The organism is Exiguobacterium sp. s191 (assembly GCF_018618955.1).
GTDB lineage: Bacteria > Bacillota > Bacilli > Exiguobacteriales > Exiguobacteriaceae > Exiguobacterium_A > Exiguobacterium_A abrahamii.
The window spans coordinates 1,911,206-1,932,459 of record NZ_JACSNC010000001.1 but is presented as its reverse complement, the minus strand read 5'-3'; the positions used below and the strand labels follow the sequence as shown (position 1 = coordinate 1,932,459).

The 21,254-nt window shown below is 48.2% G+C and carries 15 protein-coding genes; 12 read left to right on the top strand and 3 right to left on the bottom strand.

Annotated features, from left to right (window positions below; all coding sequences use genetic code 11):
- The first annotated feature begins 35 nt into the window (after positions 1 to 35).
- The 7 genes from KNQ09_RS10195 (at position 36) to KNQ09_RS10165 (ending at position 8,439) form a co-directional block, all read left to right on the top strand.
- Positions 36 to 1,280, top strand: coding sequence for an Nramp family divalent metal transporter (locus KNQ09_RS10195; protein WP_214858292.1), 1,245 nt, complete (start codon positions 36 to 38; stop codon positions 1,278 to 1,280).
- 199 nt (positions 1,281 to 1,479) lie between these two features.
- Positions 1,480 to 1,770: an Asp-tRNA(Asn)/Glu-tRNA(Gln) amidotransferase subunit GatC gene (gene gatC, locus KNQ09_RS10190; RefSeq protein WP_023469336.1), complete on the top strand. Its 291-nt coding sequence runs from the start codon at positions 1,480 to 1,482 to the stop codon at positions 1,768 to 1,770.
- Between the two features lie 15 nt (positions 1,771 to 1,785).
- On the top strand, positions 1,786 to 3,228 hold the full coding sequence (gatA, locus tag KNQ09_RS10185; RefSeq protein ID WP_214858289.1) for an Asp-tRNA(Asn)/Glu-tRNA(Gln) amidotransferase subunit GatA: 1,443 nt from the start codon (positions 1,786 to 1,788) through the stop codon (positions 3,226 to 3,228).
- A gap of 14 nt (positions 3,229 to 3,242) precedes the next feature.
- Positions 3,243 to 4,676 (top strand): Asp-tRNA(Asn)/Glu-tRNA(Gln) amidotransferase subunit GatB, encoded by a 1,434-nt coding sequence (gene gatB, locus KNQ09_RS10180; protein ID WP_035396151.1) that lies wholly within the window; start codon positions 3,243 to 3,245, stop codon positions 4,674 to 4,676.
- A 147-nt stretch (positions 4,677 to 4,823) separates the two neighbouring features.
- On the top strand, positions 4,824 to 5,786 hold the full coding sequence (locus KNQ09_RS10175; RefSeq protein WP_029342573.1) for a diacylglycerol kinase: 963 nt from the start codon (positions 4,824 to 4,826) through the stop codon (positions 5,784 to 5,786).
- Positions 5,787 to 5,811: 25 nt separating this feature from the next.
- A complete protein-coding gene (rlmD, locus tag KNQ09_RS10170; RefSeq protein WP_035396153.1) occupies positions 5,812 to 7,170 on the top strand; it encodes a 23S rRNA (uracil(1939)-C(5))-methyltransferase RlmD in 1,359 nt (452 codons plus the stop codon).
- Between the two features lie 345 nt (positions 7,171 to 7,515).
- Positions 7,516 to 8,439: a hypothetical protein gene (locus KNQ09_RS10165; protein ID WP_214858287.1), complete on the top strand. Its 924-nt coding sequence runs from the start codon at positions 7,516 to 7,518 to the stop codon at positions 8,437 to 8,439.
- Between the two features lie 57 nt (positions 8,440 to 8,496).
- Here KNQ09_RS10165 and KNQ09_RS10160 read toward each other — a convergent pair whose 3' ends face one another.
- Together KNQ09_RS10160 and KNQ09_RS10155 are read right to left on the bottom strand one after the other, a co-directional pair.
- Entirely contained in the window at positions 8,497 to 10,626 is a 2,130-nt protein-coding gene (locus tag KNQ09_RS10160) for a bifunctional glycosyltransferase/CDP-glycerol:glycerophosphate glycerophosphotransferase (protein ID WP_082874146.1), read from the bottom strand.
- 101 nt (positions 10,627 to 10,727) lie between these two features.
- A complete protein-coding gene (locus KNQ09_RS10155) occupies positions 10,728 to 11,885 on the bottom strand; it encodes a helix-turn-helix domain-containing protein (RefSeq protein ID WP_214858285.1) in 1,158 nt (385 codons plus the stop codon).
- Between the two features lie 465 nt (positions 11,886 to 12,350).
- On the opposite strand from KNQ09_RS10155, the gene KNQ09_RS10150 reads away from it, so the two are divergent.
- A complete protein-coding gene (locus KNQ09_RS10150; RefSeq protein ID WP_064299368.1) occupies positions 12,351 to 12,773 on the top strand; it encodes a CBS domain-containing protein in 423 nt (140 codons plus the stop codon).
- Between the two features lie 138 nt (positions 12,774 to 12,911).
- The gene (locus KNQ09_RS10145; RefSeq protein WP_214858283.1) at positions 12,912 to 15,698 is read left to right on the top strand and encodes a putative bifunctional diguanylate cyclase/phosphodiesterase; all 2,787 of its coding nucleotides are present in this window, start codon (positions 12,912 to 12,914) and stop codon (positions 15,696 to 15,698) included.
- A 296-nt stretch (positions 15,699 to 15,994) separates the two neighbouring features.
- Here KNQ09_RS10145 and KNQ09_RS10140 read toward each other — a convergent pair whose 3' ends face one another.
- Positions 15,995 to 17,701, bottom strand: coding sequence for a M3 family oligoendopeptidase (locus KNQ09_RS10140; protein ID WP_214858281.1), 1,707 nt, complete (start codon positions 17,699 to 17,701; stop codon positions 15,995 to 15,997).
- A 175-nt stretch (positions 17,702 to 17,876) separates the two neighbouring features.
- Here KNQ09_RS10140 and KNQ09_RS10135 point away from each other — a divergent pair, with 175 nt between their 5' ends.
- The 3 genes from KNQ09_RS10135 to KNQ09_RS10125 all read left to right on the top strand — a co-directional run bounded on the left by KNQ09_RS10135 (position 17,877) and on the right by KNQ09_RS10125 (position 21,202).
- A complete protein-coding gene (locus KNQ09_RS10135; protein WP_035396161.1) occupies positions 17,877 to 18,380 on the top strand; it encodes a PTS sugar transporter subunit IIA in 504 nt (167 codons plus the stop codon).
- 157 nt (positions 18,381 to 18,537) lie between these two features.
- Positions 18,538 to 19,299, top strand: a complete 762-nt coding sequence (locus KNQ09_RS10130) for an ABC transporter ATP-binding protein (RefSeq protein WP_214858279.1) — start codon at positions 18,538 to 18,540, stop codon at positions 19,297 to 19,299.
- On the top strand, positions 19,286 to 21,202 hold the full coding sequence (locus tag KNQ09_RS10125; RefSeq protein ID WP_214858277.1) for an ABC transporter permease: 1,917 nt from the start codon (positions 19,286 to 19,288) through the stop codon (positions 21,200 to 21,202). The genes KNQ09_RS10130 and KNQ09_RS10125 overlap by 14 nt, the downstream gene beginning before the upstream one ends.
- Positions 21,203 to 21,254: the final 52 nt, after the last annotated feature.

Here is a 21,254-nt window from a genome sequence, read left to right as displayed (position 1 = left end):
GCATATTTGTTGCGCTTACGCAAAATGAGCGTATAATGAAAACAAAAAGTGAGGTGAACGAGATGGCGACACAGCCACTTACACAAGATTTACCGAAAAAACGGACATATATCGGACCAGCGTTCGTCGCTGCCGTCGCATATCTCGATCCAGGAAACTTCGCGACGAATATGACGGCAGGCGCTCAGTATGGCTATTTGCTGCTTTGGGTCATCGTTGCCTCGAACTTGATGGCCGTCGTCATTCAGTTCCTATCAGCCAAGCTTGGAATCGTCAGTAATCTCAGTTTAGCGGAAGTCATCCGGGAGGAATTATCGCCGGTCTCTCGCTTCTTCTACTGGGTACAAGCGGAGCTCGTCGCAATGGCAACCGATCTCGCAGAGTTCGTCGGGGCCGCACTCGGATTTCATTTACTGTTCGCAATCGATTTACGGATGGCGGCCCTTTTAACAGCTGTACTGTCCTTCGTCATCCTCGGCTTCGAGCAAAAGGGACTCCGGCATTTTGAAGCAGTCATCGCCGTTCTTGTCCTGATCATCGCCGCTGCTTTTGCGATTGAAGTATTTGAAGTTCATCCTGTCTTTCGTGATCTATCGGCAGGATTGTTACCGGGATTTGAAGGTACGTCGAGCATCGTCCTTGCTGCCGGGATGCTCGGAGCGACCGTCATGCCGCATGCGATCTATCTCCATTCCGATTTAACGAAACGACGGATGGGGCACGTTGCAAATAAATTGTCGATGTTACGGATTCAGCGTTTCGATATTTGGGGAGCGATGTTGATTGCCGGAGCGGTCAATGGAGCGATGCTCGTCATTGCTGCCAGTGTGTTTTACGGCACGACGTATCAAGCGGGTTCGCTTGAAGCGATCTACGAGGGACTTCATGTCACGCTCGGTGGTAGCGCACCATATCTGTTTGCGATTGCTTTACTCGTCTCGGGTCTCGCTTCTTCAAGCGTCGGGACGATGTCAGGTGACGCGATCATGCGCGGCTTTCTTCATCTTCAACTGCCATTGTTCGTTCGACGGACCGTGACGATGTTGCCGGCGATTTTGTTACTGTTCTCCGGTTTTGATCCGACACGAGCACTTGTCCTTAGTCAGGTCGCCTTATCGTTCGGGATTCCGTTCGCTCTGATTCCCTTGATTCGGGCGACTGCGAGTGAGCGGTACATGGGAGAACATCGGAACAGTCGGTTCATGAACGCGTTGGCATGGGTGATCGTCTCGATCGTCATCGTCTTCAATATCTATCTGCTCGTCGATGTCTTAGTATGAATATTCAGTATTTTTGTTTCGTCTGATTTAAAGCGGGTATTTCATAACTAGAAGCTTTCCGCCCGGAAGCTTTGCTACCCCTATAGGACGATGGTGCGGACCTCCCCCCGATGCACCATCGTCTTTTTTGTCTGGACGAAAAGTGCTATGATTAGAAATAGTGTAAAATATATCGCAAAAGTTCCGGAGGTGGAATGACATGGCAAAGATTAATGAGGAGCAAGTCCGCCACGTGGCGCATTTGGCACGCCTTGCCGTGACAGATGAAGAAGTAGCACAATTCACAGGACAACTCGAGAAGATTCTTGGGTTCGCTGAACAATTAAATGAACTCGATACGACAGGCGTCGAACCGACGACTCATGTCCTCGATTTAAAGAACGTCCTACGTAAGGACGAAGTACGTCCATCACTTCCTCGTACGGAAGTAGAACGACTCGCACCGGATTGGGAAGACGGACAAGTCCGCGTCCCAGCGGTGTTCGAATAAGGAGGAAATGACCCGATGTCACTTTTTGAACATGGTGTCAAAACACTACACACACTCATTCAGGATGGCGAAGTCAAAGTTTCTGAACTCGTCCAAGAATCCTTTGATCAAATCGACCGCGTCGATGGAAAAATCGGTGCGTTTCTTTCATTGAACGAAGAAGCATTCGAGCAAGCAAAACGAATGGATGATGTCGCGAAACACGAAGCGAATCCATTGTTTGGTCTTCCAATAGGCGTTAAGGATAACATCGTCACGAAAGGGATGACGACGACATGTGGTTCGAAATTCCTCGAGAACTTCGTACCAGCGCATGACGCGACGGTCGTCGAGCGTCTGCATGAAGCAGGGACGATCACGATCGGGAAATTGAACATGGATGAGTTCGCGATGGGTTCTTCAAACGAGAACTCAGCGTACAAACCGGTTCGCAACCCATGGAATACGAAACATGTTCCAGGTGGTTCTTCAGGTGGTTCAGCAGCAGCTGTCGCAGCAGGCGAAGTCTTGTTCAGCCTTGGTTCGGATACAGGTGGTTCGATTCGTCAACCGGCTGCCTATTGTGGTGTCGTCGGGTTGAAACCGACATACGGTCTCGTCTCACGCTTCGGTCTTGTGGCGTTCGCGTCGTCGCTTGACCAAATCGGTCCGTTGACACGAACAGTCGAAGACAACGCGTATCTCTTGAGCGCGATCGCAGGACACTGTGAAATGGATTCGACGTCTGCGAACGTCGCAGCAACGGATTACACACAAGCGTTGACAGGTGATATCAAAGGTCTGAAGATTGCTGTTCCGAAAGAATACTTCGGTGAAGGTGTCAGTGAAGGTGTCAAAGCTAACATCCGTGAAGCAATCAAAAAACTCGAAGCACTCGGTGCGACAGTCGACGAGGTGTCACTCCCGAACTCGAAATATGCTCTTGCGACGTACTACTTACTTGCTTCATCGGAAGCATCATCGAACCTCGCACGCTTTGACGGTATTCGTTACGGAGTCCGTGCGGAAGCGGACGCACTTGAAGATGTCTTCAAGTATTCCCGTTCACAAGGATTCGGAGACGAAGTCAAGCGCCGGATCATGCTCGGAACGTACGCGCTCAGCTCAGGTTACTACGATGCCTACTATAAAAAAGCTCAACAAGCTCGGACGTTGATCAAAAAAGACTTCGACGATGTCCTTGCGAACTATGACGTCATCATCGGACCAACAGCACCGACACCAGCATTCGAACTCGGTGCACAACTGGATGATCCCGTCACGATGTATGCGAATGACATCTTGACGATTCCAATCAACTTAGCGGGTGTCCCAGCCATCTCGGTTCCAGCTGGATTCGTCGACGGTCTTCCGGTCGGCTTACAAATCATTGGAAAACATTTCGATGAGGCGACGATCTATCGCGCTGCGCATGCGTTTGAGCTTGCGACAGGTGGATTCGCGCTTCCGAAGTTATAAGGAGCGAATGTATCATGAACTTTGAAACGATCATCGGGATCGAGGTCCACGCCGAACTGAGCACGAACACGAAGATGTTCTGTGGTTGTGCGCGGGAATACGGCGCGGAGACGAACACGAAAACGTGTCCGATTTGTCTTGGACATCCGGGCGTCTTGCCGAAAATCAACGAAAAAGCCGTTGAACTCGCTGTTCGTGCAGCAATGGCACTTAACTGCCAAGTTGCCGATCAAACGAAATTCGACCGAAAGAACTATTTCTACCCAGATACGCCAAAAGCGTATCAAATCTCACAGTTCGATCAACCGATTGGCTTCGATGGCTACATTGATGCGGAAGTTGATGGCGAAACGAAACGCTTCCGAATCGAACGTGTCCATCTGGAAGAAGATGCTGGTAAGATGAACCACACGGGTGCGAATCACTCAGTCGTCGACTTCAACCGGACAGGTGCACCGCTCATCGAGATCGTCAGTGAAGCGGACATGCGTTCACCAAAAGATGCAGTCGCCTACCTCGAACGTCTCAAGGAAGTCTTGCAATATGCAGGCGTCTCGGACGTCAAGATGGAAGAAGGATCACTTCGTTGTGACTGTAATATCTCCGTCCGCCCATACGGACAAGAGAAGTTCGGTACGAAAACAGAACTTAAAAACTTGAACTCATTCGGAAACGTCTTAAAAGGTCTTGAGTTCGAAGAAGATCGTCACCGTAAGTTGTTGCTTGCAGGTGGTGTGATGCGTCAAGAAACACTTCGCTTCGATGAGACGAAAAAACAAACCGTCCTCATGCGTGTCAAAGAAGGGGCGTCGGATTACCGTTACTTCCCAGAGCCTGACCTCGTCAAGCTCGTACTTGATCACGATTGGAAAGAAGCGATTCGTGCCGGTATCCCGGAACTTCCAGATGCACGTCGCGTTCGTTACCAAGAAGAACTCGGTCTTTCGGCGTATGATGCGAAGCAATTGACAGTTACACGTGAGATGGCAGAGTACTTCGAAGCGACTCTCGCAGCAGGCGCAGAGCCAAAAGCAGCAGCCAACTGGACGATCGGTGAGATCCAAGGTCACTTGAATAAATCGACGGAAACGTTCGAAACAGTCAAGATGACACCAGCTCGTCTGGCAGAGATGATCGACTTGATCGCAAGTGGCACGATTTCTTCGAAAATCGCCAAACAAGTCTTCACAGCCGTCATCGAAGAAGGTGTCGAGCCACGTGCATACGTCGAAGCAAACGGTCTTGCACAAATTTCAGACGAAGGATTGCTACGTGGTCTCATCGTCGAGATGTTCGAAGCGAACCCAGCCGTCGTCGAGGAATTACTCGGTGGACGTGACCGGAAGAAAGGCTTCGTCATCGGTCAAATCATGAAGAAAACAAAAGGAATGGCGAACCCTGCCCTCCTGGATCAACTCTTCTATGAAGAGCTTGAAAAATTAAAATAAGTAGCTGATTGAACAGCGTCCGTTCCTCCTTTACTTCTGCGAGGAAACGGACGCTGTCTTTTTTGGCTTTGTAATGTCTCGAGAGTTCATGTAAAATAAAACAGTTATGTATCAAATGAACGGTTGAGTCAAAAAGGAGAAAATCTTATGAGACCTAGAGCGCGCGTGATTTATAACCCGACTTCCGGGAAAGAGATGGTTAAACGAAATTTACCGTATATCCTCGACCGACTCGAAGCAGCGGGTTATGAGACATCTGTCTACTCGACGAAAGCGGTCGGCGATGCAACGTATGAAGCAGCACGAGCATGCGAAGCAGAATTTGATCTCGTCGTCGCAGCAGGCGGCGATGGTACGTTGAACGAAGTGATCAGCGGAATGGCTGCCTACAACAAACGTCCGAAGCTTGGTGTATTACCTGTTGGAACGACGAATGACTTTGGTCGGGCGATGCGTATTCCATTGACGATCGAAGGGGCGATGGATGTCATTTGCACAGGACATACGATGCCGGTCGATATCGGTAAGATTGAAGGATCGGCAGGCGTCCATTACTTCATCAACATCGCTGGTGGTGGCATCATGACAGAACTGTCGTACGAAGTGCCTTCGAAGCTGAAGACGGCACTCGGACAGCTCGCGTACTACGTCAAAGGGATGGAGAAACTTCCGCAAATCCGACCGACATATGTCGAACTGGAGCATGAAAAGGGTATATTCAAAGGAGAAGTCATGCTGTTCTTGACATCCAATACGAACTCTGTCGGCGGATTCGAGAAATTGTCACCGAACGCGTCACTCAATGACGGTCGGTTCGATCTCTTCATTCTCAAGAAATGTAACCTCGTCGAACTGATTCGTGTCATGCGTCTTGCCTTAAAAGGGGATCATTTCTCGGACCCTTGCATCGAGCATGTCACGACCTCATTCGTCCGCATGAAGAATACATCAGAGATGAGCTTGAACATCGATGGTGAGTTTGGCGGCATTTGCGAAGGCGAGATGACGAATCTTCGCTCTCATTTCGAAGTCATGACACCAAAGTTCCGGATCGAAGAGATGGAACAAATCAATACACAACTACAAGAAGCAGAAACGAACCTCGCGTGAAGCGAGGTTTTTAAGGAGGATATTCATGATTCCAGTACAAAAGAACGATGAACACGTCGTCGAGATCGTCGACCTGACGCATGAAGGATCAGGGGTCGCGCGCATCGATGGATATACGGTCTTCATCCCGGGCGCATTGCCGACGGAGCAGGTCAAGATCAAAATCACGAAAACGACGAAGTCTTACGGGTTCGGTCGTATCATCCGTCAAAAGACGAAGAGTGTCGATCGTGTCGAGCCACCTTGTCCGGTTTACAACCAGTGTGGCGGTTGCCAATTGCAACACTTGTCATACGATGCAGAACTCAAGTTCAAGCACAACCGTGTCCGTGACGCTTTCGCGCGCCTAGCAGGTCTTGAAATTCCCGTTCACGAGACGATCGGGATGGAAGATCCGTGGGGTTACCGCAATAAGGCGCAAGTACCGGTTGCCTTCCAATCGAACAAATTGATGGCTGGTTTCTATCAAAAACGGAGTCACCGGATCATCGATATGGACTACTGCTTAATCCAAAACAAAGAAAACGACGAAGCCGTCCAAGCGGTTCGTAAAGTCCTTGCTGACTTAAAAGTCCCAGCGTACGACGAGAAGAAAAAAGCAGGCGTCATCCGTCATATCATGGCACGTCATGGTTATCACACGAACGAGTTGATGGTCGTGCTTGTCACGAAGGTCAAACAACTTCGTGGTATCGATAAGATCGTTGAAGGAATCTTAAAGGCGTTACCAAACGTCACTTCGATCCAGCACAACATCAACCCGGATGATACGAACGTCATTCTCGGGAAAAAGAACGTCGTCTTGTACGGACCGTCCGTCATCCGCGATCAAATCGCTGGATTGACGTATGAGATCTCACCGCATTCGTTCTTCCAAGTCAACCCGTTGCAAACAGAGAAACTCTACGCGAAAGCGCTCGAGTACGCTCAGTTGACAGGCGATGAGACAGTCGTTGATGCTTACTGTGGTATCGGTTCGATTTCCTTGTCACTCGCTAAACAAGCGAAGCACGTCTACGGCATCGAAATCGTACCGCAAGCAATCGATGATGCACGCCGGAACGCACAAGCGAACGGGATCGAGAACGTGACATTCGAGTACGGTGCAGCTGAGAAGGTCATGCCGGATCTCGTTAAAGCCGGTATTCAACCGGACGTCATCGTCGTCGACCCACCACGTAAAGGCTGTGACGAAGAATTCTTGCGTGCTGCTGCGGATGTTGCACCGAAGCGGATTGTCTACGTCTCATGTAACGCGTCGACTCAAGCGCGTGACGCGAAGTTGTTGACAGAGCTCGGTTATACACTCGTCGAAGTGACGCCGGTCGATATGTTCCCACATACGACACACGTCGAGAGCGTTGCCTTGTTCGTCCGTAACTAAAACGTTCATATGACTGACTTAAAAAAGAATGACGCGTCTTTTCACGCCCTTTCCTCAGGCGAGACACAAGCCAGTTTTCCTGCTTCATTTGAGCAGGAAAGCGGGTCTTGTTCGTCTCTGACAGCGCATAAATGCGCTTTTCCTGTAGGAGTGGCGTGTGACGCGTCATTCTTTTTATTACGAGATAAGGGTGGCAGATCATCATTCTGCCACCCTTATCTTTGTAGAGAATGACTTGTGGGTCAGCTTCATTTTTTGATTGACCTGATGTATAAACAAAAGTAAATAAGAACCTCTATATGGTAAAATAATCAAGTTATATATAAAAGTATAGGAGGGTTCATGATGACGACTAACGATGTTCAAGTGTATGCGACATTCCGGCTAGAGCAAGACGTATTGTATCGCTATCATACATATATCCAGTGGGGTGAGAGTGAGACGTCTCTCGGTGCGTGCCTGATGTTGAATCCAGGTTCTGCGACGGTGGATCCTACATTACGTCAGCAACTTGATACGGCAGGACAAGCGACGGGTCAAATTGGTCGATTGGATGAGACGATGCGACAAATCATCCGGATCGTAGAAGGTATCTACGAAGGACAAGCCTTATCGGGACGCTTTCATCTATACAATCTATTCCCGATGCAACATGGCAATGATGTCACATCGATCAATCGTTTCGAAGAACTCTGTCAGGAAACCTCTTTTGAAAAGCAGACGTTGTTTGCGTCAGTCGAAGAATTGCGTCGACATCCTTTCGTGATCACGGGATGGGGCGTCCGAAGTCATCTTGTTCGCTGGACACATCTGCGACAAGCGAAAGAAGAATGGTTGAAGCGTCTTGAAGCGTCGGGTATTCCTCACTTTGGTATCAAGCATCCACGAACAGATGATTTTTATCATCTGTGTCCGAATCTCGTTGCTAGCCGGGAAACGATCAAAGAGCAAATCATCGCGCGACATCGTGAAGTCATGGTACCGAGTCGGAAGCGTCAATGGGAGCGAATCCTTCTATACCGGATGGAAGGTGGACGTATCACCCTGATGGGGCGCAAACGATCTGATGATACGTGGGTCTTCATGAGAACGACGGATGAGACAGCATTACTCGAAGAGGGGGATGTATCTGCGAAGACCTCTTCTGAGATCGTCGAACGATGGGACGACGTGGTAGAACATCTCCTCGGTGAGGTCGTCTTATCGTTACGCCCTAATTTCGTTCACCCTGAATTTGAAGAGCGGATTGCACCGTATCGTAGACGATGATACGAAAAAGGAGAAAGAGCGCAAAAGCGCATCTTTCTCCTTTTTCATTGTGTCTCCTTATTCAGCATCTTCAGCATCTGCTGAGCTTGCATTCGGGAACAACTCAGCAAGAACACGTTCACTTGCCGTACCGTCATCCAAACTACAGAATCGCTCGAGGAAGCGATCGTATTTTTCTTGGTAAGCGACGGATTTCGTATCGATCTGTTCGATATAATCGATGACTTGATCCGTTTCCTTCAAGAGTGGTCCTGGAACGACTTCTTCGAAATCGAAATAGAATCCACGTAACGTCGACGCATATTTCTCCAGGTCGTACGTAAAGAAGATCATCGGACGTTGTAAGTGGGCGTAATCGAAGAAGACAGACGAGTAGTCAGTGATCAAGACGTCACTGATCAAATACAACTCTGCGATATCGCCATACGAAGAGACGTCGTAGGCGAAGCCTTCGTGTCCACTGATATCCATGTTTTGCGCAATCAAGTAATGCATCCGGAGCAAGACGACATAATCGTCACCGAGTCGGGCCTGCATCTCATTCAAGTCGAGTTGGAGATCGAAGCGGTATTTTCCGCGCGCGATGAACTCGTCATCTCGCCATGTCGGTGCGTACAAGACGACTTTCTTATCAGCTGGGATATCAAGACGTGCTTTGATTTCACTGATGAGACCAGCTTGATCGTCCGCATACAAGAGATCGTTTCGCGGATAACCTGTCTCAAGCATCGTGTTTTGGAACCCGAACGCACTCTTGAAGATTTCGCTCGAATAGGCATTCGGAGAAATCAAGTAATTCCATTCCTGTGCTTGATTGTAGAAGTTCCGTTTGTAGCGCGTCGCGTTCGTTCCTGCCATGTGGACTTCTTCCATATCGAGACCTAGTCGTTTTAATGGTGTGCCGTGCCATGTTTGAAGGTAGATCGTTTCTTCGCGTTTCGTTAAGCTGAGCGGTTGACGTGTATTGAAAATCCAGTACTTCGCACGTGCCATCGCTTGGTAATACGCGAAGCTGTTTTTGAGCACCCAGTTTGGGCAAGCTTCCTTGACGTCATCTGAAGGCTCATTCGCGAAAATCCAGACGAGCTCAAGTTCAGGGCGTTGTTCTTTTAATTTCAGATAAAGGGCCTTCGGATTATCGGAATAGCTTCGTCCAAGGAAACTCTCGAATAAGACAAGGTTCTCTTTAACCGGCATCTTTTGGAACAGACGATAGAGCATGAGACCGTTCTTGATTTTTTTACGTCGTGCCGTCCGTAATGTCTGCTTTGTCTTAACAGCAGTGATATATGAACGGAACATGATATACGAACCCGTCGACCATGCCTGCAGATACTTGCTTTGTGTCTTCGCCCGTCTCAAGTCGTAAGCGACATGACGGAAGACGTCGGTCTGCTGGCTTTTTGATGTACTGCGCTCAAGCAATGCTCGACCACGTTTTGAGATGAAACGTTTGTACCACGTATTTAAGAATTTTTGAACGTCGTTATCCTTCGTATGGGCAGATAACATACCGTAGATCCGTGAGATATCGGATAATGTCGTGATATCACGCGCTTGGTAGAGTGATTGTCCTTCAAGTGGCGTACTACGTGAGTTTCGACCATAGACGACATAACTGACCGATGTCAGGTTCGTCAGTTTCGAAATGATGGTATGGGCGATAATCGTATCGGCGAACCATCGTGTCTCAAGAACAGGTAGATCATTGAGCAAGTCCTTTTTAATCATCCAGCCGTGAATCGTCGTCAAATGACGCGAATTGAACTTCGTACGAGTATAGAAGAAATAACGATCATCATCGATCGGCATGAGCCATTTTTTCTTGTTGTAGACAGGTGAGACCTTACCGATGATGACTTCACCGCGTGATTTCTCATAGGCTTTGATATACGTATAGAGTGCACGTGGTGCGAGGATATCATCACTATCGAGGAAGGTAACGTAGTCACCTGTTGCGACTTCAAGACCACGTCGACGTGCTGCGTAAGTTCCTTGATGCGCCTGTTCCACGATCGTACATGTCGGATAGAGAGAACGGAGCTCATCGATGTATGTGCTTGGTCCGTCAAAGACGACGACGATTTCCACCGGGATCGACACCTTCTGGTCGAGAACGGATTGAATGGCTGCCTTCGTTTGTGATTCAGTTTGATAGACAGGAATGATGACACTAATTGAGTTCATGTTGATTCTCCTTTTTGATGAAAGAATCCGTCAAAAACGGATTCACGAAAATAGTTCCTGTTGAATAGGATATCACAAAACGAAAAAAAGGCACGACTCTCTTAAAATTCACTTCGTTGCCGGTAATGTGTCGGTGTCTCGCCAGTCGTCTGTTTGAAGGCTTGACTGAAATGACTTTGGCTTGAGAAGTGCAACTTATTTGAGATCGTCAGCAACGAGTCGTCGGACGAGCGTAAGAGACGCTTCGCTTCCCGAATGCGTTCCCGGATGACATACCGGGCGAGTGGCAGACCGGTCTCATCCTTAAACAGAACGGACAAGTAATTGGACGAGACATGAATGGCTTGGCTGATTGATGAGACGGACAACGGTTCATACAGGTGTTGTTGAATATAGCGAATCGCAGCGAGTACATGAGGCGAGTGCCGCAGCGCTTGGAGTTCCTTGACGGCTTCTGCGAACGAAACTGTAATTCGGACATGACGATTCCGGAGTTCGGCGATGCTCGTCGCTGCTTCGATCGTCTCAATCATCCGGTCGCTTAGGGAGAACGCTTCGTCCGGTTCTAGTCCACCGCGAATCGCAGCGCGTGCGCTCAATAGGACGGTTCCGAGCAACAGGTTCTTTTCTGCACGTAACGGTTGATGCCGTGCGAGTGTGCCGAATTCACCATAGGCAGGTAACGAATAAGTCGTTGCGAGTCGCTCGCTTTGACCCGTTGCGATCCAGTCGATGATTTGCTGCTCCCGTTGCCATGCTTTTCGGTATGCGGTCACCCCTGTATGGGACGGTGCATCCGCAACGAGTGGGATTTCAGCTTCCTGAATATCAGACAGTTGTTCGATTTCTCGCTTCGGCAATGGTTCCCCGTGCAACAAGCGATACATCAGGTGAGCACAGTCAATCAATCGGTTCTCCGTCGTACGCGGCAAGACCTTATAAAACTGGTGATAGGCTTCATCTTGGATATGCGCCCGAAAGAGAGCGGATTGTAATAAAACAGGACCAATTCGATACATACCTTGTTCCGGAACGTCCAAAAAGAGGTAGGCTGTACCATCTTTCAGGGTATAGAGTAAAGGAGTCTTTTTAAGAACGGGCCATTCATTCTCAATCGGCAAGGTTCCCGGATGAGGTGGAGCTTCTGGACGTAGTGCAAGCGGAGTACCATTACGATCTCGGTACGTGACGAAAAAACCGGTCATTCCGTAAAGGTGCTCTGCGATTTGCGTCAAGTCGGATGTCGACAAGCGATTCATGACACGACTCCTTTCGAAATAAAGTGGATTGCTTCTAGTGTATGTCCTCTTTCGCGGATAGTCGAGAACGAACCAAGAAAAAACGAAGCCTTCCGAAAAAGGCTTCACTATCAAGTCGATCGGATGGAACTGAGGAGTCTTTTGAATCTGAATCGTGTCGTTCAACATCCAGTAATGTGTTAGTTGCTTCTTTAGGCAAAAATGATTGTTTTGGACAGATGATTTCTGCAATGAGTTCATTCGTCAAAGCGAAAATCGTTTTTACGGTGTCAGAGGTTTCTTTCATTCGTTGGATCAGTGCCTAAACGTCACTGGTCAGTTTTCATGTCTACTTGGAATATTGGAATATAGTATAACTAAATATGAAAGAATTATGTAGAGATTTTCATCATTTGAGAAATGAATCAACGCGGGGTTCATGATAAAATGAAAAGGGTGTCACAGAGTGGCTAGGGAGGAACAGAAATGAATATTGCTTTTTTCTTATTACCTAAAGATGAGGTGAAATATTTAGATCCTGAGTCAACGGTCAGACAAGCACTAGAAAAGATGAAACATCATCGTTTTACGTCGGTCCCACTCGTTGACAGTAAAGGGAAATACGCAGGAACGCTGACAGAAGGCGATATCTTGTGGGCACTCGAAGCAAATCTCGAGCATGCTGATTACGACCACGTTTTACAGACACGATTAACTGATATTAAACAACGTGTCCGTTATAAACCAGTTTCAATTACAGCGCAGATGGAAGAGATGATTGAAGTCATTACGGATCAAAACTTCGTGCCCGTCATTGATGATGGCAAACATTTTATCGGCATCATCCGACGGCGTGATATCATCGATTATTTTGCTAAAAAAGTAGCGCGGGAGAACGTCAGTTATTAAAAATGAATAAAACTAGTAAAAAAAGCACTGATTTTCACAGAAATGTGGGAAGAAGTGCTTTTTATTGACCCAAAACGACTTCACGAAATGGGAGGAGGCGACGATATAGAAGCATAATGACAATTTAGGGAGGACGATGTGTTGCGACGTTTATCACCAGTCTTCATCGTAGAAGCTTTTCGAAGACGCTCCTACTATAAAACGTTCTCATGGATGATTGCGATCATTGGTCTGGTAGCGTTGATCGTCGCGTGTCAGCATTTGACGAAAACGTTAGATGAAGGGTATCGCTTCAAGGCATCGGGGAAAACGATTGCCGAAGTGACACCTTTTAATCATGCCGAACAGGAAGTGACGCGCTACTATCTATCGTCTTTGAATGACGATGCCGATTTGACGCAAGCTTCAGAGCGGGCGAATCGATCGCTTGAACAATTGACGGACCGGCTTCCGGATATGAAAGCGACCGAGTCGACACGCGAAGAAGTCCTGACAGAAATCAAAAAACTACAACGCCAAGGATACGAATCGAATCATCGTTTTTTCACGACGATGACGAACTTCAAAAGTGAAATCATATTCAATCAGCTCGTGCTGAGTAAAGAAACAGGGTCTTATTATAATGTGTTCTCCAATCTGATTTTAATGGAAGAACAACTGGGTAAATCCGCTGAAATCTTGAAGAATGCTCGACAAAAAGAAGAACCTAGTTCCATTGATCAGTTACGGATTCAACAGATGCGGATTGATTTACCTTTGCGACAAGACTCGCTCATCAAATCCTTGTATGACGTGATTCCGCTTCAAAATGACGCAGGACGTCAGGATATCGCAATCATGCGGGAACAGATGGATGCCTACACACAAACGCTCGATGATCTATTACGTGCTCCGAAAGATTCGACGTACGTTGCGTTAGCAAATCAAGCCGAACAATATGAATCCAGTATGTATCGTCTATACGATCAAGAACTTAAGCAAGTCGCGCAAGAAATGCAAGATCGAGGTAATCAAATCATTCGTAATGCCTGGCTTCTGTTTGGCGCAACCGGTGTCTTGATTCTTGGGTTGTTGATGTTGACCTTATCGTTATTACGCGCGTTTCGCCAAGATCTTTCTTTATTGAAGGGAGAAGCGAATACCTTCGCGGAAGACCGCCGACAATCCGGTTATCACGTACCGGCGCGAAATGATTTCCAGCCCGTCGTCCAAGCTTTTCGGACGATGACAGCCATCATCGCCGGGTTGCTCGATTACAATGACGCGAAGACGAAAGAAATCAAACAGAAAAAAGCGGAAATCGAATCGCTCTTTTCCCAAAATACCGATCCGATCCTTGCGATGTCATCGGATTACACGATCGTGAACGGAAATGAACGTTTTCGACAATTAACGAACGCGACAGCGGGGTGGACGATTGAAGAACTGATTCATCCGGCTGATTTGAATCGGATGCGCCGAGCGTTGAGAAGATCGCTGGAAGGGCAGAGTCAGACGATTCGTTGTAAGATGCTCTTTGATGAAAAGATTTTGAACATGTTCGTCAATATCATCCATGTCGCCAATAAAGAGGACGATACAGGTGTTGCCCTCTACTTATCCTGTCATGATGAGACGGATCAGTTCCGACGGGAAGAACGGATCACACAACTCGCACTCTTCGATATGTTGACGGGCTTGTTGAACCGGAATGGTTTCGAGCAAAAGATGGCAGATGCCCTAAAAGCACCTCAACCGGGAGAACTCGTCACGATCAGCGTCCGGCAATTCCGACGAATCAATGACATCTACGGACATGGGGCGGGAGATCAGATTCTAAAAGATCTCGCAAATCGCCTCAAGCATCATTTCATCGGAACCGGACAAGCGGCGCGGATTGGTGGAGATGAATTCGCCGTGCTGGTCGCACAACAGGATATCGTCGATTACCAGAAGTTAAAGCAGGTCATCGAACATGTCTATGAGATCAACGGAGAATACGTCAATGTCAGCATCAGTATGAGCATGGTCCGCTACCCGGATGATGCGGTGGCCGTCACCTCCTTATTATCCTCAGTCGACATCGCGATGCAGCATGCGAAACAACAAACAGAGGGTGGACCGGTCTGGTTCGAGTCCTGGATGAGTGCGGAGTATCTTGAATCGGTCGCCCTCGAAGCGGAATTACGAGAAGCGATCGAGAAGAACGAGCTACAATTGTTCTATCAACCACAGATTAATCTCGCGACAGGTCAGGTCGATGGCTGTGAAGCACTCTTGCGCTGGTTCCATCCTGAACGGGGAATGATTAGTCCGGCAATCTTCATTCCGATTGCTGAACGATCGATGTTGATTGAAGAAATCGGGATGTGGGTCGTTGCCGAGACGGTCCGACAAGTCGAAGAGTGGAAGGATACGGAACTCGGAGTACTGCGTGTTTCCGCGAACTTATCCGTCAAAGAACTCGTCTCCGGTCGGATCGTTGATTATCTGACCGATGTCCGAGAGATTCATCCAGGGATTGAACAACGGATGGAACTTGAGATCACGGAATCGTTTGGTGTCTTTTCAGATACACGCGTATTTGATGCTTTACAGACGTTACACCAGATGGGATATCGTCTTGCGATCGACGACTTTGGTACGGGGTATTCTTCCTTGTCGTACTTAAGTCGATTACCGATCCAGCGGCTGAAAATTGATCGTTCGTTCATCAGTGGTCCGGATGCGTGTTCAAACGCACCGCTTATCGAGACGATCATCAAGCTTGCTCATACGTTGAAGTATGATGTCGTCGCTGAAGGCATCGAAGAACTTGAACAAGCCGATCATTTGCGAGTGCTTGACTGTGAGTATGCGCAAGGATTCTATTATTCAAGACCGATTCCAGCTGACGAGTTTCGGGTCTGGTACGGGAAGTACCATGAAAAGCTTTTATCTGAATGACATGAGTCCTGTCGTCGTTTTATGAACGTTTTTGTCATCCTTGCTTTCCACAGGCGGGAGGTAAGCAGCGGCACTACGCACTTCATGCGGTGTGCCGCTGCTTACCTAACCCTGACGAAAGCGGAAGTCATGCTTTCTTTTCCTGTAGGAGTCAAGGATGAACAGATACGTTCTATAATCATGTAGCAAAAAAGAAGAGGCATTTTCCAGATGATATTCTGGAAAATGCCTCTTCTTTTATTGATGTTGCTCGAGATGTTCTGACTTTTAGTCAGTACGACCTTGCACGCGAAGAATTAAACGCGATCGAGCACGAGATCGTCTGCTTGTTCAAGATACGCTTTGACCGGTGCGACTGCTGCCTCGACCGTACCTGGAGCGAACGGAGACTTCAATCCAGCACGTTCGACGAGCGTAAGGAAGCTTTCCGATCCACCGGCACGACAGAGATCGAGATACGACTTCCAAGCCGCTTCCCGGTCTTGTTCCATCCAAGCATAGAACTGGAAGGCACAGACTTGAGCGAGCGTGTAATCGATATAGTAGAACGGACTGCCAAAGACGTGTCCTTGCTGATGCCACCATGCACCTGAATCGAGATAATCGTTCGCTTCGTAATCACGATGCGGCAGGTATTTCTTCTCGATCGTCCGCCATGCTTCGCGACGCTCAGCTGGTGTCAATTCCGGTTGGTTGTAGATGACGTGTTGGAACTCGTCAATCGCAACGCCGTACGGAAGGAATGTAACGCTTCCTGCGAGGTGATTGAACTTGTATTTCGCTGTCTCTTCACCGAAGAACTCTTCCATCCACGGATAAGCGAAGAATTCCATCGACATCGAGTGAATCTCACACGCTTCATACGTCGGGAAAGCACTCTCTGGAGCTGTCAGGTGACGGCTCTCATAGACTTGGAATGCATGACCGACTTCGTGAGTCAGGACATCGATGTCGCCTGCCGTTCCATTGAAGTTCGAGAAGATGAACGGGAGTTTTTCGTCTGCGATGTAGGTACAATACCCACCGCCGGCTTTCCCAGGCTTCGCTGTTAAATCGAGTGCTTCCCGGTCGAGCATGTAGTTGAAGAACTCGTTCGTCTCCGGCGACATCTCTGCGTACATCTTTTTGCCGCCTTCAATGATGAACGACTCTTCGCCTTTAGGTGTCGCGTTACCAGACTTGAAGGCAAATCCTTCATCGTAGTAGTACAAGTGATCGACACCGATGCGTCGTTGCTGGCGTTCTTTAAGTTGTGTCGCGAGCGGAACGATCGTCTCACGGATTTGTTCGCGGTACTGTTCGACCATCGATTGGTTATAATCGACGCGGAGCATCCGTGCGTATCCGAGCTCGACGAACGATGGGAAGCCGAGTGTCTTCGCGATCTCGGTCCGGATGCGAACGAGTTTGTCGTAGATCGTATCGATTGCTTCACCATGCTCGTTTAAGTAGCCATAGCGTGCCTCTGAAGCTGCTTTACGGACATCGCGATCAGGTGATTGAAGATAGGGACCGAACTGCGATAAGTTCAACGTCTTGCCATCGAACTCGATTTGAGCAGAAGACATCAGTTTCGTATATTCACTCGAGAGACGGTTCTCTTCTTGGAGTTTTGGAATGATTTCTTCTGAGAACGTCTTCAGACTCGCTTCCGCAATCAGGAATAACTGTTTGCCTTGCGTCTGTTCGAGTTCACTGCGGAGTGGGTGCGTCGTCAACGCTTGATAATAGCTTGAGACATATCCTTGATAGATCGCACTCGCTTCATCAAAGAATCCTTGTTCCGTCTCATAGAACGTATCGCGTGTATCGATCGTGTGACGGATCTCGACGAGCTGGCTTGCCGTTTCAAATTGATTTCTGAGGGTATTAATCTCAGTGATGGCTGCGTTTGCTTCATCTACCTGTGTGGCTTCCGTCAGTCGAGCGATCGCTTGATTCATTGATGTTTCAAGCAAGGCAAGGTCAGGACGGACATATGTAATTTCTGAAAATGGTAACATGTAAGCGCCTCCTTATGATTTCTAACTATTATCACACAAAAATACTTGCAAAACCAGAGGGACAAACGTATGCTTTTTGTGAGAACGTGAGCGAGCTGTCTGACAGCTTACTCCTATAAAAAATCGAAACTTCCATTCGGAAGAAAAACGATCGAGAAAGTAGAGGGATAGTATCATGGGATTCTTAAAAAAATTGTTTGGTGGTAACGACGCAGGAAACGCAAAAATCGCTTCTGCACTTACAGGTAAAATCGTCAACATCGAGAACGTACCCGATCAAGTTTTCTCTCAAAAAATGATGGGCGACGGTGTCGCGATCGAACCAACTGAAGGTAAAGTCGTCTCGCCGATCAACGCAACGGTTGAAACGATCTTCCCAACAAAACACGCAATCGGTCTAAAAGGTGAAGATGGTCTTGAACTGTTGATCCACGTTGGTCTTGATACAGTTAACCTTAAAGGTGAAGGCTTCACGGCTCACGTCCAGTCAGGTGACAAAGTCAAAGCAGGAGACGTCCTCGTCGAGTTCGACCTTGACTACATCCGTGCGAACGCACCATCGACGATCACACCGATCATCGTGACGAACCACGATCAATTCACGCTTTCAGCTGTACCAGCTGAAGGAACTTCTGTTGTCGCAGGCGACACAGAGCTCTTCAAAGCAACACATAAATAAGATACGACACGCCTCCATTCCTTGCGGATGGGGGCTTTTTTGTCGTCTCCTCCCGTGTCTTACCGTTTTGTAAGAGAAGTGAAAGCAAAGTCCATTTTGAGAAAAGCATGGAAGGACTAGACTGAGTGTAACGAATCAAACACAGGAGGCAATACAGATGAAAGCAATCTTACAAGCAGAACAGATTTCAAAAACGTATCAAACGAAAACAGCGCGCCACGAAGCACTGCGTCCGACGACGCTCAGCGTCCATGAAGGAGAGTTCGTCAGCATCATGGGACCATCCGGTGCCGGGAAATCGACGTTGCTTAACTTACTGTCGACGATCGATCAGCCGACGGATGGCTCGATTCTAATCAATGGAGCAGACGTGACGGCGATGAAGGAAAAACAATTAGCACGTTTCCGTCGGGAACAACTCGGCTTCATCTTCCAGGACTTCAATCTCCTCGATACGATGACGGTTCGGGAAAACATCGCCTTACCACTCTCACTCGCGAACGTCGATAAAAAAATGATCTTGGAACGTGTCGATCGTGTGGCGCGTCAACTTGGTATCCACGACTTACTCGATAAACGCCCAGTCGAACTATCGGGTGGACAAAAACAACGGACGGCTGCTGCTCGTGCGATCATTCATGATCCGTCACTCATTTTAGCCGACGAGCCAACCGGTGCGCTTGACTCGAAGTCAGCGACAGGGTTACTCGAAGCGATGCAGTCGCTCAACGACGAAGGCGCGACGATTTTAATGGTAACGCATGATCCGATGACGGCGTCTTATGCGGAACGGATTCTGTTCGTCAAGGATGGAGAGCTGTTCAAGGAAGTCCATCGCTTCGGTTCGCAGAAGGAATTCTTCGAACAGATCATGGAAGTCCAGCGTGAACTCGGAGGTGCCGTCCGTGAGCTTGTCTAAACTGGCGTTTCAAAATTTGAAGAACATCCGTCAAAACGTGATGTACCTCGGTGCCGTCACGTTTGCGATTCTGATTTACTATACGTTTCTCGCGATTCGATCGAATGAAGCGATGCTTCAGGCGAACGAATTGTACGGGAAACTGGGAACGGTCTTTACGGGAGCAAGTGTCATTCTAGCGCTTTTCTCCGCCATCTTCATCTGGTATTCAAGTGACTTCTTCTTACGTCGTCGTAAGAAGGAAATCGGACTTTATGCATTGCTTGGTCTAGAGCGGGGGCAAATTGCCCGCCTGATCTTCCTTGAGACGATGGGGTACGGGGTGATTGGTCTGATTCTCGGAATTGCGATTGGTACCGTCGCTTCGAAATACTTCGTACAGTTGCTCGCTTCCGTCATGGCGATGCAAGTCGATGCGACCTTTACGATCAGCGGAGCTTCCGTCCTGCAGACGATCGGTGTTTTCCTTTTAATCTTTCTGATCATCGCTTTACGTTCTGCTCGGACGATTTATCGTTTTACATTGATCGAACTGTTCAAGGCAGAACAACAAGCGGAATCGCTTCCGAAAGTCCATCCGATCTTAGCTGTCCTTTCCGTCATCTTGATCGGTGTCGGTTATTATTTAACGGGACAACCGTTGATGGATCACTTTACGATTGTTGCCCCACTCTTGATGCTCTGCGTCATTATTGGGACGTTCGGAACGATGAGTTACTTTACGATCTTCTTATTGCGCGTCTTAAGTAATCAAGCGCGGCACTTCAAAGGAACGAATTTGATTTTGCACGGGCAATTGTTGTCACGAATCAAATCGAATGCCGTCATGCTGTCGACGATCACGGTCATCACTGCCGTCACATTGACGACGGTCGGTACAGCGACATCGATTTATTATTTCATCGATCAGACCGTCGAGGAACAAGTTCCGTACAGTCTATCGATTGCGAGTAAACAAGCAGAAGCGGAACAGCTGATTGCAAAGTCTGACCAAAAGATCGACAGCCGGACGATGGTTAACGTCAAGAACGTCGATCATCAGATGACCGATCTGCCGAACCCGCTGACGTTCACACGCTACTACGCGACGTATGCGTATGAAGACCAGCCGGGACAATTCAGCTACGTCAACTATTCGGACTACGTCAAGCTCGCGAAAGCGAACGGGAAAACGGTCATCAAAGAACCGAAACAAGGCGAAGCGATCGTCCTTGAGACATTCAAAAAAAATGATTTGTTGAAGATGAAAGTCAAATCGCCGGTCGGTGTTGAAATCAAGGACGTTCATGAGTCCTTTCGCATCACCGCTGCGACGAATCTACCGATCGCTCAACTTTATGAGAAACAGCGGCTCGCCTTCGTCGTAAACGATGATACGTTCGCGAAGATGCCGGAAAAAGGCTTCACGCTGACGAATTATCAGTTCTCGGATGAACGTCATGACGATGGATTGATGAAACAGTTGACACAACTATATGGAAAACAAGCGGATACGGAGATGGCGGCGTACTATCCTGTCTATGCGATGACGACGGCAACGACCGGCTTACTCGCGTTTGCTGCCGGCTTCCTCGGTCTCGTCTTCTTGCTTGCGACGGGTTCAATCATCTACTTCAAGATGCTCGCGGAAGCAGAAGAATCGAAACAACGGTTTGCCATCATCCAGAAAATCGGTGTCGATGAGAAAGAACAGACGGGCATCATCCGTCGCCTTGTCGGATTCGTCTTCTCCTTACCGTACGTGCTCGGACTCGTTCATAGTTTAGTTGCGATGCAAGTCTTGCAGAAACTGTTGAATTACAACATCGTTCGACCGACATTACTTGCGATTGTTTGTTATACGATCGTCTATCTGATCTACTATATCGTCACGGTTCGTGCGTATCGCCGCATCGTCACGTGATGAACTAAATAGGGGTACACAGAACTGGAAACGGAATAATCGTTTCCAGTCC

What these genes read in the sequence shown, in the direction of transcription:
- KNQ09_RS10135 (WP_035396161.1), top strand. Translation starts at nt 17,877, where the DNA reads ATGGGATTCTTAAAAAAATTGTTTGGTGGTAACGACGCAGGAAACGCA.
- KNQ09_RS10195 (WP_214858292.1), top strand. Translation starts at nt 36, where the DNA reads ATGAAAACAAAAAGTGAGGTGAACGAGATGGCGACACAGCCACTTACA.
- KNQ09_RS10155 (WP_214858285.1), bottom strand. Translation starts at nt 11,885, where the DNA reads ATGAATCGCTTGTCGACATCCGACTTGACGCAAATCGCAGAGCACCTT.
- KNQ09_RS10165 (WP_214858287.1), top strand. Translation starts at nt 7,516, where the DNA reads ATGACGACTAACGATGTTCAAGTGTATGCGACATTCCGGCTAGAGCAA.
- KNQ09_RS10150 (WP_064299368.1), top strand. Translation starts at nt 12,351, where the DNA reads ATGAATATTGCTTTTTTCTTATTACCTAAAGATGAGGTGAAATATTTA.
- KNQ09_RS10160 (WP_082874146.1), bottom strand. Translation starts at nt 10,626, where the DNA reads ATGAACTCAATTAGTGTCATCATTCCTGTCTATCAAACTGAATCACAA.
- gatA (WP_214858289.1), top strand. Translation starts at nt 1,786, where the DNA reads ATGTCACTTTTTGAACATGGTGTCAAAACACTACACACACTCATTCAG.
- KNQ09_RS10140 (WP_214858281.1), bottom strand. Translation starts at nt 17,701, where the DNA reads ATGTTACCATTTTCAGAAATTACATATGTCCGTCCTGACCTTGCCTTG.
- rlmD (WP_035396153.1), top strand. Translation starts at nt 5,812, where the DNA reads ATGATTCCAGTACAAAAGAACGATGAACACGTCGTCGAGATCGTCGAC.
- KNQ09_RS10130 (WP_214858279.1), top strand. Translation starts at nt 18,538, where the DNA reads ATGAAAGCAATCTTACAAGCAGAACAGATTTCAAAAACGTATCAAACG.
- gatB (WP_035396151.1), top strand. Translation starts at nt 3,243, where the DNA reads ATGAACTTTGAAACGATCATCGGGATCGAGGTCCACGCCGAACTGAGC.
- KNQ09_RS10175 (WP_029342573.1), top strand. Translation starts at nt 4,824, where the DNA reads ATGAGACCTAGAGCGCGCGTGATTTATAACCCGACTTCCGGGAAAGAG.
- gatC (WP_023469336.1), top strand. Translation starts at nt 1,480, where the DNA reads ATGGCAAAGATTAATGAGGAGCAAGTCCGCCACGTGGCGCATTTGGCA.